19 protein-coding genes are annotated in these 16116 nt (G+C 48.7%); all 19 read left to right on the top strand.

Features of this window, described 5'->3' with window-relative positions; translation table 11 throughout:
* Positions 1–163 precede the first annotated feature (163 nt).
* The 19 genes from ruvB (at position 164) to CUS_RS06405 (ending at position 16112) form a co-directional block, all read left to right on the top strand.
* Complete coding sequence (gene ruvB / locus CUS_RS06495; protein WP_002848648.1) at positions 164–1201, top strand: Holliday junction branch migration DNA helicase RuvB; 1038 nt, start codon at positions 164–166, stop codon at positions 1199–1201.
* 85 nt (positions 1202–1286) lie between these two features.
* Complete coding sequence (locus CUS_RS06490) at positions 1287–1763, top strand: GNAT family N-acetyltransferase (protein ID WP_227945355.1); 477 nt, start codon at positions 1287–1289, stop codon at positions 1761–1763.
* A gap of 302 nt (positions 1764–2065) precedes the next feature.
* Positions 2066–3415, top strand: coding sequence for a phosphoglucosamine mutase (gene glmM, locus CUS_RS06485; RefSeq protein WP_002848549.1), 1350 nt, complete (start codon positions 2066–2068; stop codon positions 3413–3415).
* 20 nt (positions 3416–3435) lie between these two features.
* Positions 3436–4041, top strand: a complete 606-nt coding sequence (locus CUS_RS06480) for a CPBP family intramembrane glutamic endopeptidase (protein ID WP_002848378.1) — start codon at positions 3436–3438, stop codon at positions 4039–4041.
* A 14-nt stretch (positions 4042–4055) separates the two neighbouring features.
* Positions 4056–4547, top strand: coding sequence for an NAD(+) diphosphatase (locus tag CUS_RS06475; protein WP_002848227.1), 492 nt, complete (start codon positions 4056–4058; stop codon positions 4545–4547).
* Positions 4544–4819 carry a hypothetical protein gene (locus CUS_RS06470; protein WP_002848408.1) on the top strand — a complete coding sequence of 92 codons (276 nt, stop codon included), beginning with the start codon at positions 4544–4546 and terminating at the stop codon, positions 4817–4819. Before CUS_RS06475 ends, CUS_RS06470 begins: the two co-directional genes overlap by 4 nt.
* A 13-nt stretch (positions 4820–4832) precedes the next feature.
* A complete protein-coding gene (locus CUS_RS06465) occupies positions 4833–5276 on the top strand; it encodes an HD domain-containing protein (RefSeq protein WP_002848365.1) in 444 nt (147 codons plus the stop codon).
* Position 5277: 1 nt separating this feature from the next.
* Positions 5278–6141: a class I SAM-dependent methyltransferase gene (locus tag CUS_RS06460; protein ID WP_002848207.1), complete on the top strand. Its 864-nt coding sequence runs from the start codon at positions 5278–5280 to the stop codon at positions 6139–6141.
* Positions 6142–6224: 83 nt separating this feature from the next.
* Positions 6225–6560 carry a hypothetical protein gene (locus tag CUS_RS06455; protein WP_002848473.1) on the top strand — a complete coding sequence of 112 codons (336 nt, stop codon included), beginning with the start codon at positions 6225–6227 and terminating at the stop codon, positions 6558–6560.
* Positions 6561–6606: 46 nt separating this feature from the next.
* Positions 6607–6849: a hypothetical protein gene (locus tag CUS_RS06450; RefSeq protein WP_002848341.1), complete on the top strand. Its 243-nt coding sequence runs from the start codon at positions 6607–6609 to the stop codon at positions 6847–6849.
* Between the two features lie 84 nt (positions 6850–6933).
* Positions 6934–7791, top strand: a complete 858-nt coding sequence (locus CUS_RS06445; protein ID WP_002848205.1) for an energy-coupling factor transporter ATPase — start codon at positions 6934–6936, stop codon at positions 7789–7791.
* A 204-nt stretch (positions 7792–7995) separates the two neighbouring features.
* Positions 7996–8724 carry a Fic family protein gene (locus CUS_RS06440; protein ID WP_002848438.1) on the top strand — a complete coding sequence of 243 codons (729 nt, stop codon included), beginning with the start codon at positions 7996–7998 and terminating at the stop codon, positions 8722–8724.
* Between the two features lie 158 nt (positions 8725–8882).
* Complete coding sequence (locus tag CUS_RS06435; RefSeq protein ID WP_002848508.1) at positions 8883–9746, top strand: energy-coupling factor transporter ATPase; 864 nt, start codon at positions 8883–8885, stop codon at positions 9744–9746.
* On the top strand, positions 9743–10549 hold the full coding sequence (locus tag CUS_RS06430; RefSeq protein WP_002848300.1) for an energy-coupling factor transporter transmembrane component T family protein: 807 nt from the start codon (positions 9743–9745) through the stop codon (positions 10547–10549). The genes CUS_RS06435 and CUS_RS06430 overlap by 4 nt, the downstream gene beginning before the upstream one ends.
* A gap of 38 nt (positions 10550–10587) precedes the next feature.
* Positions 10588–12978, top strand: coding sequence for a YfhO family protein (locus CUS_RS06425; RefSeq protein ID WP_002848541.1), 2391 nt, complete (start codon positions 10588–10590; stop codon positions 12976–12978).
* Positions 12978–13433 carry a hypothetical protein gene (locus CUS_RS06420; protein ID WP_002848322.1) on the top strand — a complete coding sequence of 152 codons (456 nt, stop codon included), beginning with the start codon at positions 12978–12980 and terminating at the stop codon, positions 13431–13433. Before CUS_RS06425 ends, CUS_RS06420 begins: the two co-directional genes overlap by 1 nt.
* A gap of 26 nt (positions 13434–13459) precedes the next feature.
* Positions 13460–13846, top strand: a complete 387-nt coding sequence (locus CUS_RS18555) for a hypothetical protein (protein ID WP_002848453.1) — start codon at positions 13460–13462, stop codon at positions 13844–13846.
* Positions 13843–14595 carry a tRNA pseudouridine(38-40) synthase TruA gene (gene truA / locus CUS_RS06410; protein WP_002848189.1) on the top strand — a complete coding sequence of 251 codons (753 nt, stop codon included), beginning with the start codon at positions 13843–13845 and terminating at the stop codon, positions 14593–14595. Before CUS_RS18555 ends, truA begins: the two co-directional genes overlap by 4 nt.
* A complete protein-coding gene (locus CUS_RS06405; protein ID WP_002848483.1) occupies positions 14592–16112 on the top strand; it encodes a DUF5711 family protein in 1521 nt (506 codons plus the stop codon). Before truA ends, CUS_RS06405 begins: the two co-directional genes overlap by 4 nt.
* The last annotated feature ends 4 nt before the right edge of the window (positions 16113–16116 follow it).

Raw genomic sequence — 16116 nt, 5'->3', positions numbered from 1 at the left:
ACCATGTCAAAGAGCGACCATCGGCGCGTTGTCGCGGCAGTGAACGAAGCGATGACCCTACGGCAGAGGTCGAGCGCAACATCAGCAAAGCTGATGTTTGGGGCATGGGGGCGACGTTGACTGCGTCGAACGTGGTCAGCCCCATCTAAAATAGGAGAATAAAATGATTGAAGAAAGCGAGTTCGACTTTGAACGTTTCGTTTCCCCGAAAGAGACCGAGCAGGAAACCACAGACGATTTTGAAGTCACTCTCAGACCTCTCAGCCTGAATGAGTATATCGGGCAGGATAAGGTCAAGGAGAATATGAAAATATATATCGATGCGGCAAAGCGTCGCGGTGACAGCCTCGACCATGTGCTGCTGTACGGCCCTCCGGGGCTGGGCAAGACTACCCTTGCGAATATCATCGCCCGCGAGATGGGCGTGAATATCCGCACGACTTCGGGTCCTGCCATTGAGAAGCCCGGCGACCTCGCCGCACTGCTGGCAAGCCTTGAAAAGGGCGATGTGCTGTTCATCGATGAGATACACCGCCTTTCAAGACAGGTGGAGGAGATACTCTACCCAGCTATGGAGGACTGTGTGGTGGATATAATCATGGGCAAGGGTCCTGCCGCAAGGTCGATAAGGGTAGACCTCAACAGGTTCACACTGATAGGCGCAACTACCCGTTCGGGTCAGCTGTCAGCACCTCTGCGCGACCGCTTCGGCATGCTTATGCACATGGAACTTTATACCACTGAACAGCTGACGGATATAGTAAAGCGTTCAGCGACCATACTTGGGGTCGGCTGTGACGATGACGGCGCGGAAGAGATAGCGGGGCGTGCAAGAGGTACGCCGCGTATCGCGAACAGGTATCTCAAAAGGGTGCGCGATTTCGCGGAAGTCATTGGTGACGGGCGCATCACCCGCGATATAGCGGGGCTTGCCCTCAACCGCATGGAAGTCGATTCGCTGGGGCTTGACAGCCTTGACAGACGGCTTCTGGAAATGATAATCAAAGGCTACAACGGCGGACCTGTCGGGCTGGCTACACTGGCGGCGGCGATAGGCGAAGAAGCTGTCACGCTGGAAGATGTCTGTGAACCGTATCTGATGCAGCTGGGATTTCTTGCAAAGACCCCGCGCGGCAGAGTCGCCACACAGCTGGCTTATGACCATCTGGGTATACTCAGGCAGGGGCAGGTGCACTTTTGATAATTCATAATTCATAATTCATAATTCATAATTCATAATTAATGGCAGGGGCGAGTGTTTTTGGGAGGGTTCGGCTTTGGAGATAGTGCCTGTTACAGCTGAGAATGCCTGCGATTTCGGTCGGGTCATATGTGACAGCTGGGGGCAGACCTATCGTGGGCTTATCCCCGATGAGATACTAGATAACAGAAATGCTGAACGCTGGGCGGAAAGGGCAAGGCTTTCACCTGAGGGCAAATATCTTGCCTATGTTGGCGACAAAGCTGTTGGTGCAGTGGGTATGCTGAAAAGTGCGAGGAACTTCTGCACTTATGCTGACAGCTGTGAGATAGTGGCACTCTACGTGCTGAAAGGATATCACCGCAGGGGCGTTGGCAGGGCGCTTATGGAAAAAGCCCTTGAAGGAAATGAAGGCAGAGATACCACGTTGTTCGTACTGAAGGGGAACGATAATGCCATCAGCTTTTACAGGCATATGGGATTTGAATTCACGGGCAGGACGCTTGACGAGGGCGGTATGACCGAACTTGAAATGATGCGAAAAGGAAAGCGGCATCTGTGAAGAGCGTGATAGAAAAGTATTATTTCGCCGCTTATGCGTTAGGTCAGCGGCGGCAGGATATTTTTAGCAGGAGGACTGCTGTTCAGTGTGGTGTCTGCGATAGTATTTGCGATTTTGGGCATTTACGTAAAGATGCGCGGCAGGGTGAAAACTCCTTGCTGTGAATATCGCCATAGCGCGGGTGACAGGTGATGTCACGGGTACTGCGGTATTTTGCATGAAAAAAACATAACACAACAGATGTGGTAAACATAAGATGATATGGGCGCAAAGCCCTGAATAAATATAAGGAGAATTGGAAGATGGGTAGATTATTCGGAACAGACGGCGCAAGAGGTGTCGCAATAACTGAACTTACTTGTGAAACAGCTATGAAGATAGGCAAAGCCGCCGCACTGGTGCTTGCTAAGGACTGTGACCACAGACCTAAGATACTTATAGGCAAGGATACCCGAATTTCGGGCGATATACTGGAAGCCGCACTCTGTGCGGGCATCTGCTCGGTGGGTGCTGATGTGGTGAAGCTGGGCGTGATACCTACCCCCGCGGTGGCGATGCTGGTGAAGAAATATAACGCCGATGCAGGCGTGATGATATCCGCATCACATAACTCGGTGGAATTTAACGGCATAAAGCTGTTTGCAGGCACAGGCTTCAAGCTGCCCGATGATGTTGAGAATGAGATAGAGAAACTCGTGCTCGATAAGCCCGAAGAGATGGATAAACAACTAAGCGAGGGCACAGAAGTCGGCAGGATAACCTATTGCAAGGATGCTGAGTGGGATTATATAAGACATGTCATGAAGACTGTCGATATCGACCTTAAGGGCATCAAGGTGTGCCTCGACTGCGCAAACGGCTCGGCAAGCGTCTGTGCCGAAAGGATATTCAAGGGACTGGGCGCAAGCGTTGTGATGATAAACTCCGAACCTGATGGTACAAACATCAACAAGGAATGCGGCAGTACCCATATGGAAGCGCTGAAAAAAGCAGTCGTTGACAACAAGTGCAGTGTGGGTCTTGCATTTGACGGCGATGCCGACAGATGCCTTGCAGTCGATGAAAACGGCGAACTGATAGACGGCGACAAACTGCTTGCTATATTCTCCAAATTCATGAAAGCGCAGAAGACCCTCAACAATAACTGCTGTGTGGTAACGGTGATGTCAAATCTGGGCTTTTTCAAATTCGCAAAAGCTGAGGGCATAGTAACTGCTACCACTAAGGTCGGTGACCGCTATGTGCTGGAAGAGATGCTCAAAGGCGGCTACAACATAGGCGGCGAGCAGTCGGGTCACATAATACTTCTTGACCATGCAAACACGGGCGACGGCGAGATGACAGGTGCGATGTTCCTGCAAATAATGGCTAAGACAGGCAAAAAGGCAAGCGAACTTGCTTCCTGCATGGAAAGCTACCCGCAGGTGCTTATAAATGTGAAGATAACCGCCGATAAAAAGGGCAAGTGGGATAAAGTTCCCGAAATAACCGATGCTATAAAGATGTATGAAGAAAAACTGGGCGGCGAGGGCAGGATACTCGTCAGAGAGTCGGGTACCGAACCGCTGGTCAGAGTTATGATAGAGGGCAAGAAGACAGGTCTTATCACCGATTATGCCCACAGGATAGCTGAACTTATAGAGAAAATGTGATCTGAGAAAGGCGAACAACAATGTTTATTTCAGAGCTTGTAGGCTCGGTAGTTCAGGTATTGATCTTTGCAGTGATACCGTTTATAGTATGGCTGATCGCAGGAAGAAAAAAAGAAAACTTCCTCAAATGGCTGGGCATAAAAAAGCCCGAAGCTGATAAGCCTGCGCTCAAATGGTGGGGTATTGCCATCGGGGTGATGGCAGTGTACTTTGTCGTATCGCTGCTCATCATGAAATATGTGTTTTCCGATCTGCCCAATGCGACCTCAGATGCTTTCAGCGGAAAGGGCGCCGGTGCGATACCTGCTATACTGGCATATTCGTTTATACGCACAGCCTTTTCGGAAGAGATGCTTTTCAGGGGCTTTATCCTGAAAGGGCTTTCGGGCAAAATTGGTCTTACAGCGGCAAATGCAGTGCAGGCGCTGCTTTTCGGAGCTATGCACGGTGTGCCGATATTTGTAAAGACTCATAATGCGGCTGCTCTCATATTGCTGACAGTGCTGCCTGCTTGTGTAGGCTGGGTGCTGGGCTGGCTCGATGAGAAAAAGAACGGCGGTTCCATAATACCGGGCTGGATACTGCACGGTACGATAAATGTATTTACGGCATTGATGTCTATATAAGGAGCTGAAAACTTATGCGATTTGAATACTGCCCCAACTGCGGCACGAAGAATGTTCCCCGCGAGATAGGGGACGAAGGTATGATACCCTACTGCGAGAACTGCAAGCGTCCCTGGTTCGATATGTTCTCGACATGCGTGCTGAACGTGGTGATGAATGAAGATGACGAAGTACTGTTGATAAGGCAGAGCTACGGCGATACTGCAAAGTTCGTGGGCGTGGCGGGTTTTATGAAAGTCGGTGAAACGCCCGAACAGTCGGCTGTAAGGGAAGTGCTGGAAGAAACAGGGCTGACCGCACTAAGTACGGCTTACATCGACAGTGCGTTCTACGATGGCAGGGATCAGCTGATGCTGGGCATGCTGACCCGTGTGAGGAAGGCAGATACTTCCATTTCGGGGGAACTGCTGGAGGCTAAGTGGTTCACTGTAGATGATGCGATAGATACCGTCCGCGAGGGAAGTATAATACAGCGTTTCATCAAAGCGGCTAAGGAAAAACTGTGAGAGCGCTGGCAGAGGTCGAGGACTTTTTCGATATCGACATTACCGAAAGAGAAAACGACTATCTTATCAGAGTGACACGCAAGTCTGACGGCAAGGACATGAAGTTTACAATGGCGCTGTGCGAATTTGTGTGGTATATGGACTGGTGGTATGACACAAAGGCAAGCTATGATGACGGCGGCTGTGCTGTCGCAAAGGAATGCGACATGGAAGAAATGCGGCTGCGCATAAGAATGTATCTCTTTGAACACAGCAGGATATTCCTTATGTGAACGGAGGAAGAAAATGATATACACTGACCTGACACGCAGGGCGATGACCATAATGTATAAGGCGCATAAAGAACAGCTTGACAAAAGCGGTGTGCCTTATGTCTTCCACCCCTGGCATGTGGCTGAACAGATGGTGACGGAGGAAAGCTGTGCGGCGGCGCTCCTGCATGATGTAATAGAAGATACCGACATCACTGCCGATGACCTGCGAAAAGCAGGTATCACAGAAAGGGTCATTGAGGCGGTGAAACTACTCACCCACGATGATGACGAACCCTATCTCGATTATGTGGCGCGTATAAAGTGTGACCCGATAGCAAGGGCGGTAAAGCTGGCAGACCTCGCCCACAACAGCGATGTGACACGCTTTACAAGACCCCTCACCGACAAGGACAGGGCAAGGCTTGAAAAGTACGCAAAAGCCAAAGAAATACTTAATGATATAAAGGAAACATGACATGAGAATAGCAGAAAACTGGAAGGATTACCGCATACTTGACACCACCGAAGGCGACAAGCTGGAAAGCTGGGGCGGCAAGGTGCTGGTGCGACCCGATCCTCAGATAATCTGGAAAAGCCCGAAGAGGTCTGAAATGTGGGAGAAGGCGGACGGCATATACCACCGTTCATCAAAGGGCGGCGGCGAATGGGAGTACCGCAGGAAACTCCCCGAAAGCTGGAAGATAAACTACGGCGACCTGACATTTGTCATAAGACCCACGGGTTTCAAGCACACGGGGCTGTTCCCCGAACAGGCTGTAAACTGGAACTTTATGGCAGATATGATAAAGAATGCAGGCAGACCGATAAAGGTGCTGAATCTGTTTGCCTACACAGGCGGTGCGACCCTTGCCTGCGCAAATGCAGGTGCGAGTGTTTCACATGTTGACGCTTCAAAGGGTATGGTGCAGTGGGCGCGCGACAACGCGGCGGCATCGGGTCTTTCGGACAAGCCCATACGCTGGCTTGTGGACGACTGCGAGAAGTTCGTGAAGCGCGAGATAAGGCGCGGCAATTTCTATGACGGCATAGTTATGGACCCGCCCAGCTATGGCAGAGGTCCAGGCGGAGAGGTATGGAAGCTGGAGGACTGCATCTACGACCTTGTGAAGACCTGCGCAGGTGTGCTGAGCGACACACCGCTGTTCTTCCTGTTAAACAGCTATACCACAGGGCTTTCACCATCGGTGATGGCATATATACTGAACGATGTGCTGACCACCGAACGCGGCGGAAAGGTCACTGCTGACGAGATAGGTCTGCCTGTTGAAGCCACAGGCGGTGTTCTGCCCTGCGGGTCAACGGCGATATGGTCTGTTTAATTCATAATTGTTGGCAGGCATTATGGTTTTGATGTTTTTGTCGTTCACTTTGAAACGGTGAGTTTGACAGGGAGGAGTACGGCATGTGCAGGAAAGCCGGCATAAAGGCTGACAGATTTACGGCGGCGCTGGCTAAAGCGGTGCGCGGGTATGAGGAAGTTCCCATAAGTGAGATAAAGCGGCGCATAGAAGCGGGCGAGTTTATCTTGCAGGGAAATATAACAGACGGCGAAGTTCTCAAAAGACTGCTTTCGCTTTATGGCAAGTTCACGGCGGAAGGGTTGGAATGTCAGCTTTATGCGGGGGACGAGCCTTGTGAGGTGCAGTATTTTAAAAATCTTTTGGAGTCGTACAAAGAAACAGAGGAATGGACAGAATATATCATGGATATAGAAGCCCGCGAAAATGACGAAGAATGAACAAGCGGCAACGCTTTTCAAAATATATTTACAGGAGGTCACTAAAATGGACGTAAAAGACATAACAAAGGCAGTTGGCGGCGATAATATCGCTAAGGCAGTTGACAAGGCTGTTGACACAGTAGCAGACAAGATCCCCGCACCCAAGTCGGTAAAGGACGAGGTAAAGAAGGAAGTCAAGAAGGTGGCTACCGCTGAGAACATCGAGAAGATAGCTACCAAAGAGAATATCGAAAAGGTAAAGGACGTTGCCGAGAAAGTCATTGACAAGGTAAAGGGCGATAAGTAACAGTAAACGGCTTTATTCCCTGCGGGCAGGCGGGGGAAGTTTTCCCCCGCGAAAATGCCTGCACATAAAAGTAAGGAAAATATTATGAGCGAAAATTTCATCGAGATAAAAGATCTCCGATTTTCATATATAAATGATCTTGAAGAACCGCCCGTAAAAACGGAGGTACTGAAAGGGGTCACACTGAATATCAAAAAAGGCGAGTTTCTCGCTGTGCTGGGTCACAACGGCTCAGGCAAATCAACGCTTGCCAAGTGTATCAATGCCATCAATCTTCCCGAAGCGGGAGGCGTTTTCGTTGATGGCATGGACACTCTTGACGAGGACAACCTGCTGCCCATAAGACAGCGGGTGGGCATGGTGTTCCAGAACCCCGATAACCAGATAGTTGCTACCATAGTTGAGGAAGATGTGGCTTTCGCACTGGAGAATATGGGCGTTGACCCTGCCGAGATACGCAGGCGCGTCGATGATGCGCTTAAAACTGTGGGTATGTATGAGTACAGACTGCACGCACCGCACAAGCTGTCGGGCGGACAGAAACAGCGTGTTGCCATTGCAGGCGTGATCGCCATGCGACCCGACTGCATACTGCTGGACGAGCCGACCGCTATGCTCGACCCGAAGGGCAGGGACGAGGTCATGCGCACCGTAAAGATGCTCAATGAGCAGGGCGTGACTATCGTGCTGATAACCCACTATATGGAAGAGGCGGCTCAGGCAGAACGTGTGGTGGTCATAGACGGCGGCAAGGTGGTCATGGACGATATCCCCCGCAGGATATTCGCACAGGTTGAAAAGATGAAAGAACTGGGTCTTGATGTGCCGCAGGTCACAGAACTTGCGTGGGAACTGCAAAAGGCAGGATATGACATCTCCACCGAGATAATCACAGAAGACGAGTGCGTGGCTAAGCTGGCAGAACTGCTGGGCGGGGTGTGATACAGCATTTTTAAATATGACTATCCCTTTAGCACACCACTGCAAAATACCTTTATCAATGAGGAAAAACTGAGTTGATGTTATCTTTCCCCCGCCGCAGGCGGGGGAAAGATAACCGCCAACTGTATTTGGTTCCCGATATAACATCGTTTATTTTGGTGTATCAGCGGGATAATCACATTTTTTAATAATAAGTGAGGTAATATGGACATCACTGAAAAACTGCTTGCCGAAAAACGCGCAGGACACAGGGGCGGCATTTATAATAAAATGCAGGTAGATTTTGCCTATAACTCAAACCATATCGAGGGAAGCAGGCTTACCCATGACCAGACGAGGTATATCTACGAAACAAAAACAGTGGGTGTCACCGCAGAAAACACTGTGCGGGTCAATGATATAGTTGAAACTGTCAACCATTTCCGATGTTTTGACCATATACTTGATACACTGGGCAGACCGCTTACCGAAGATTTTATAAAAGATCTGCACCGCAGGCTGAAAAACGGTGTCTTTGATGAATACGCAGTCATAGACGAATATAAGCGAGAGCCGAATGAAGTCGGCGGTATGCTGACAGCTTCTCCCGAAGCTGTTTCAGACAAGATGCACGCTCTGCTTGACAGATACAGCGGCAGAAAACTCAGCCTTTATGATATAGCTGAGTTCCATGTAAGGTATGAACAGATACACCCTTTCTATGACGGCAATGGCAGAACGGGCAGACTGATAATTTTTAAACAGTGCCTTGAAAACGGCATCATACCTTTCTATATCGATGATAACGATAAAATGTTCTATTATATGGGCTTGAAGGAATGGCAGACTGAGGGCAGTGATGAGCGGCTGATAAATGTCTTCCTCGCCTCGCAGGAAAGCATGAAGGCAGTGCTTGACTATTTCAGGATAGACTATAGCAATCCAACTATTTAAATTCACAAAATCCAGTCGCAAAAGCTCGGCTCTATGGATTTTGTGACTGGATTTTGTCTGAATTTTAAGGCGGATTGCTATATGACAGGTCATATCTGACCTATAAGGATATAAAGGCTTCGGGCGCAAAGACCTGAGCCATAGACGGAGAAAGTAAAATGGCAGTAATAAAAACCGAAGACCTCACCTACGTTTACGGTGACGGCACGCCCTTTCGCAAGGTCGCGGTAGACCATGTGAATTTAGAGATAGAAAAGGGCGACTTTGCGGGCGTGATAGGGCATACAGGCTCAGGAAAATCCACGCTGATACAGCATTTTAACGGACTGCTGAAACCAACGAGCGGTTCGGTGTATATAGACGGCGAACGCCTCTGGGACGACAAGGCGCGGCTCAGATCCATTCGCTTCAAGGTGGGGCTGGTGTTCCAGTACCCCGAATATCAGCTTTTTGAGGAAACGGTTTATAAGGATATCGCCTTCGGTCCAAAGAATATGGGGCTTGATGAGGAAGAGATAGACCGCCGTATAAAAGAAACTGCAAAGCTGGTGGGACTTTCCGACAGCGTGATGCAGAAATCGCCTTTTGAACTTTCGGGCGGACAGAAGCGCCGCGTAGCTATCGCGGGCGTTATGGCTATGGAACCCGAAGTGCTTATCCTCGATGAACCTGCATCGGGTCTTGACCCGAAAGGACGCGAACAGATACTTGGTATGATAAAGGAGTACCATAAGGCTAAGGGCAATACCGTCCTGCTGGTATCACATTCGATGGAGGACATCGCCCGCAATGTCAATAAGATACTGGTCATGAACGACTCAAAGCTGTTCTGCTATGATGATACCGCAAAGGTGTTCCACCGTTCGGCTGAACTTGAAAAGATGGGTCTTGCAGTACCGCAGGTAACCCGCGTGTTCAGCCGCCTGAAAGCTATGGGCTTTGATATGGGCGAAGACGTTTATACAGTTAAATTCGGCAGCAGTCTGCTGCTTGACAGGCTGGGGAGGAAGAGCGCCAAGTGATAAAGGATATAACCATAGGACAATACTTTCCGGGTGATTCGGTGCTGCACCGCATGGACCCAAGGGTCAAGATACTGCTGACAGGCGTGTTCATAGTCATGCTGTTTGCGGCAAAAGGCATCGAGGGACTGGCTGTGGGCATACTGTTCACGGTCACGGCTTTCCTCTTCTCGAAGATACCGCTGAAAATGATGGGCAAAAGCCTTAAGCCCATAGTGCCCATAGTGATATTCACGGCGGTGCTGAACCTGTTTTTCATACGCACAGGCAAGGTGCTGTGGGAGTGGAAGATGATAAAGCTGACACAGGACGGCATCGATACATCGCTGTTCATGGTGATAAGGATAATCTGTCTGATATGCGGCAGTTCTCTGCTGACCTATACCACATCGCCCATAGACCTGACAGATGCCATAGAACGACTGCTGAGTCCCCTTAAAAAGATAAAAGTGCCTGTACATGAACTGGCAATGATGATGACCATAGCACTGAGATTTATCCCGACACTCATCGAAGAAACAGATAAGATAATGAGCGCCCAGAAAGCACGCGGCGCTGATATGGAAACAGGCAGCATACTGCAAAAAGCAAAGGCACTGATACCTGTGCTGATACCGTTGTTCGTGGCAAGTTTCCGCCATGCCGAAGAACTGGCACTGGCGATGGAATGCCGCTGCTATCACGGCGGCGAGGGCAGAACACGCATGAAACAGCTGAAAATGAGCATATCAGACCTGTGGGGAGCCTTGTTCTGCGGTGTATTTCTTGCAGGCGTTATCGTGGTAAATCATGTATTTGGTTAAGCTAAACTATACAATATGTATGAGAGGAGTGCAGTGGCTTGTCACAAGCGGCTGAAAATAAGTATTCACCGAAAAAGCTGATAAAAACCTTTGTATTTGCGGCAATACTTTTCTGGGTTGGCATACTTCCTACATTGATACTGTCAGGTGGCAGATATGTTATCGGAAGTGACTATAATGCACAGATGATTCCGTTCAGCATGCACTATTACGAACTTTTCCATAATGGCATGCCCGAATTTGACTGGAAAATGGACATGGGCATGGGTACTGTTCCCGGTTTTTCGTTTTATAACCTGTTCGGACCGTATACTTTGCTTAGTCTAATATTTCCCGCCGCGTTCATGCCCTATCTGATAACACTGTTAAACGGAATAAAGTTTGGTGTTATGGCACTTGGCGCACATCTGTATTCTGCGAGATATGTTAAAAAAGCCGATACTGCATTCATATGCGGCATGCTTTATGCGTTCTCAGGCTTTATGGTCACTAATTTGATATTCCATTTTATTGATATCATATCGCTGTTCCCACTGGTCATGTTTTGCTTTGACAGACTGCTGTATGAGCGAAGAGGTGTGGCTTTCGCGATAATGCTGGCAGTCACGGGAATGACCAATTACTATACATTTTTCAGTATATGTGTTTTCCTGCTGCTGTATTTTATGGTCAAGCTGTTCTGCAAGGAAATAAAGATCGATGCAAAGCTGTTCTCAATGCTCGCGCTGGAAACGCTCTGCGGAGTGCTTATGACAGCTGTCGTGCTTCTGCCTGCGGTAATGTCACTAAAAGGCAATAACCGCGCGGGTGACCTGATATTTGACCATAATCTGCTTGCTTATGAGGAATCGGGCACTGTACTGAGGATAATACAGTCATTGTTCCTTCCGCCCGAACAGGGGTGCGGGCTGTTCTTCTCGCAATTTGAGCTGAATTTTTCCACCTGCACACTGTTCATACCGCTGTTTGGCATAATTGGTGCGGCAAGTGAGTTTTTACATAACAGAAAAAGCTGGTACAGCAGATTGATGGCAATATGTGCGGTAATAGCTGTAGTGCCGCTGTTAAACAGTGCTTTCTCGGCTTTCAATGCGCATTACTATGCACGCTGGTTCTTCATGCCCATACTGATAATGGTGATGATGACAGGCAGGTACACCGAAGATTTTGAGAACAGGGAGATAAAAACAGGCATTAAGATCTGGTTTGGTGCAGTGGCGATGTTCATCGCATATGCGGTGTACCTGATACTGAGTACCGAAACTTATAAAGATTATGTTTCGCTGTATACAGGGGTGCTGTCATATGCGCTGATATGCGCGGGTGCATTGTATGTGATAAGATACAGGGATAATAAAAGGCTGAACGCAAAAAATCTCAGCAGGATAGTCTGCGGCTTCTGTGCGGGGATACTGCTTTTCAATACGGTATCCGTATCAGCGACGATGCTCTGGGAAGATGCCGATATGGAATCGCTGATAAACTATAATGACGGCATCGCGCCTGATACCGAAGATGACAGCGAATTTTACCGAGTGATAGCAGATGTCACAAGGCTCACTGAATCAACAAATGTCCCGCTTTACTGGGGATATCCTCAGATGGAGTTGTTCAACAGCTGTGTTCCTGCTGAAACCACCGATTTTTATTCGAAACTCGATCAGGTCAGGGAACAGGGAGCTGTTTCAAAATATGATGAGCAGTATTCGCTGTATTCGCTTACTTCCGTTAAGTATGATATTCTCTGCAACGTGCCCAATCAGGGCGGCGTAGAGGTAGAGCCCGAGCATGTAAAAATGCTTAGAAAAGGCTTTGAACTGAAAAATGTCTGCGGGCATTATGTGATATATGAGAATACAAATTTTGTACCGATGGGGTTTGCGTATGACTACTATCTACCCGAAACAGATTTCCCCGATGTAGTAGATGACGGGACTTATGATTCGGACGAGATAACAAGGCGTGAAAATCTGTGCATGAAGGCTTTGATGCTCACTGAGGAGCAGATAAATAAATACAGTGGTATCATGCAGAAACTACCAGATGACTTGGCAGGCGATACAAGCTATGAAACTTATGTAAAAGACTGTCAGGCAAGGCGCGAAAGGGCAGCATATGAGTTTGTGCCCGATGAAAAGGGATTTACCTCAAAGATCAACGCCGTAAAGGACGAGCTTGTGTTCTATTCTGTCCCGTGGAACGATGGTTTTACCGCATATGTAGATGGTAATGAAACTGAGATAGAAAAAGTTTTCGGCGGGCTTTGTGCGGTGTTCGTACCGAAAGGCGATCACACCGTAAGATTTGATTACAGCACTCCCGGGCTGAGAACAGGTATGAAAATAAGTATCTGTGCATCGTCAGTGCTGGTGGTATATACTATGTGCTGTATCGTTTTTGGAGTAAGGAGAAGAAAGGGTAAGAAGTAATGGAGAATACATTCTATCCCGAACTGGGAATGACCGAAAAGGAGCTAATGAAAAAGCTGCCGTTCACAAAGGCGACAAACGGTGCTACGGGTGAAACTCTGGATTTCACATGGTACGGCAGGATACCTAAGGGCTGGCGCATAGCATTCGGTCTTGATATGCTGAAAGAAATGGCAGCAGAATATAAGAATTTCACGCGGCACGACAGAAAGAACTGGCGTGTAACAGGCGTTTTGGAAAAATACGGTGAACTGCGCATCTACACAGGTCTTACCACACCTAATATGGACGCTATACTTGAAAAGTACACCGCGCTCAGCCACAAGCGATGCGTTGACTGCGGCAGACCTTGCAAGCAGCGCGGCGATGGCTGGATATATACCATGTGCGATGACTGCTACGAAGCAATGGTCGAGCGTGAGGGTCACGGTGCGAACCTTTCAACACCGTTCTGACAGCCGACCGAAAAAGGAGAAAAGCTATGGGAATGCGTAAAGATATCAACATCAATATCAATAAAGATAAGAAACCGACTGTTGAACAACGAGTAGAAAAACTTGAAAAATATAAAGAGGAAGAACTGGAAAAGAAGATACAGATACTTGAAAGACGCATAAGAAAACTGGAAAAACGTGTAAACGGAGGTAGCGCAATGTCAAAGATACTGTCAGAGCTCATCGGTCAGGAGGTCATACTGAACATCAGCCGTGAAGAGGTCAGGTGTAAGGTGCTGGATGTCGATGAGGACTGGATAAAAATACTTATTCCCGCTAAAAAGAATGGTATAGATGTTACCATCACAAAACCGATCACCGAGCTGAAAGAGATAACATATCTGCCGAAGGCAGCGCTTGATCTGATGGGATGAGAAACTTTAAAGTAACTTTAGCATACGACGGCAGCGGTTATCACGGCTGGCAGCGTCAGTCGAATGCACTGGCTGTGCAGGAGGTGGTGGAGAACGCTATCTTCAAGCTGACAGGCGAAAAAGTGGTGGTGCAGGGCTGTTCAAGAACAGATGCGGGCGTGCATGCAAGAATGTATGTGCTGAGTATGGAACTTGAAAGCACCATAACCCCGCGCGGGATACAGCTGGGACTCAATTCGTGGCTGCCCGATGATATAAGCGTCATCGGCTGTGAGGAGTGTGAAGCGGGCTTCCATGCGCGATACCACTGCAAGGGAAAAGAGTACGAGTATATCGTGCATAACAGCAGGATAAAGGATCCGTTCCTTAAGAACACCGCTTTCAGAAATACCTACCCGATAGACGAAGTGCTGCTGGACAAGGCGGCTAAGGACTATGTGGGTGAGCATGATTTCAAGGCGTTCTGCTCGACAGCCTGCGACAAGGAAATAACTGTGAGAACAATATATCGTTTTGATGTCAGGCGTGAGGGTGAACTGGTCATCTTCACTGTGGCAGGAAACGGATTTTTGTATAATATGGTCAGGATTATGGTGGGAACACTGCTTTTCATAAACGAGGGTAAGATAGCCGCAGACGCGATACCCCGCATCATTGAGTCGAAAGACCGCACAAAAGCAGGCAAAACTGTCCCGCCTCAGGGATTGTACCTGAACAAAGTTTATTATGATAAGGAACCTGAAGATTGAGTAAAAAGGGTAAGGGAAGAAACAGAAAGGCAAATGCCAATGTCGGCAAAAAACTGCGTGAAGCAAAAGCTAAGGCAGAAGAAACTTTAGAAGCTGCCGACGAACAGGAAAAAGATATCTCCGCCGAAGCTGCCGCAGAGGTACGTGAAGCGCCGCATAAAGAAGTGAAGACTGCTCCCGTAAAAAAGCACAGACAGTCTGCACCGAAGAAAAAGGCAGCACCCCCGCGTGATGCGGCTGAGATAGCCCGTGAGAGCATAAAGCATACGAGAACAGGCGGTATCCCCGATGAGAACGAGCCGCCCCGCAGACGCAGAAGAACGGGCGGCAAGCGAAAAACGCCCACCGCTGAGGAGATACGTGAAGCAAGGGCGCGTGAAAAGAACAAGCGCCGCATACGTACAGCAGCAGCACTGGTGATAGTGGCGGCTTTTGCGCTGACAGCATATTTCACAAGACAAAGCTGGGTGCCTGCACTTGAAAAAGTACTCAACCGCCCGAAAGAAACTATCGTCAATGACGGCGAGGTCAAAAAGGGCAATTTCCCGCTGAGTTTTGATGAAGGTTCGGTTAGCAGCATCGGCAGTACAGGCAGCTACCTGCTCTGCCTTGACAAGAACCAGCTTAAATTCTACGATGAGGACGGCAACGAAACAAATTCGTTCAGCCATAACTACGCTGACCCCGTTATGAAAGCCTCAGACAAGAGGGTGCTTCTCTACGATAAGGGCGGCAGTTCACTGATGGTGGTGGGCAGGAAGAGCGAGATGTTCTCAAAGGTCGTGAAGAACCGCATCATAATGGCAGAGATAGCAGAGAATAACAATGTGGCAGTCGTTACCTCAGATGAAAAGTATGCCGGCATACTGACAGTCTATGATGGCAACGGACGCGAGATATTCAAGTGGTCAAGCAGTTCATCGCTGATCAGCGTGACATTTGATGAAAGCGGTAACGGCTGCTTCGTCACTACCTATTCAAGCCGCGGCGGTACTCTCAGTTCAGTGGTGAGATATTTCAGCTTCGATACCGAAGAACCCGTTATGCAGAGCGAAGCGCTGCCCTGTCTGGCATTGCAGGCGATGGAAAATGATAACGGCGACTTCTGGGTGGCAGGTGATACCGCATTCTATAAGCTGGATAAGGACGGCAAGATAAGTTTCGGCTACAGCTATCAGGGCGGGCTGAAAGATTTCTCGCTAGGCCGCGAATGCGCGGCAGTTACTCTCAGCGGTGTCAGGCGGCGGTCAGCTGAACTGCTGATATTTGACAGCGACTCCGAGAAAACTGCTCCCGAATATACCGTCAGCACCGATGACGGTGATCCTGAAAGGATAAAGATAAGCGGTAACAAGATAATACTTCTTAAGGATAACAGCATAAACTGTTATGATGTCTATGGCAACCTCGCTGCCACCGCAGAGTGCAGTTCCGATTACAGCGATTTCGTCTATTTCGGAGATAATGTGTACTTCTGCGACCTGCGTGAGGTCAACAAGATATCCTTTACCACGTAAGGGG

This window comes from Hominimerdicola alba 8, assembly GCF_000178155.2.
GTDB lineage: Bacteria > Bacillota > Clostridia > Oscillospirales > Ruminococcaceae > Hominimerdicola > Hominimerdicola alba_C.
This window is presented reverse-complemented; position numbering and strand designations above follow the sequence as displayed.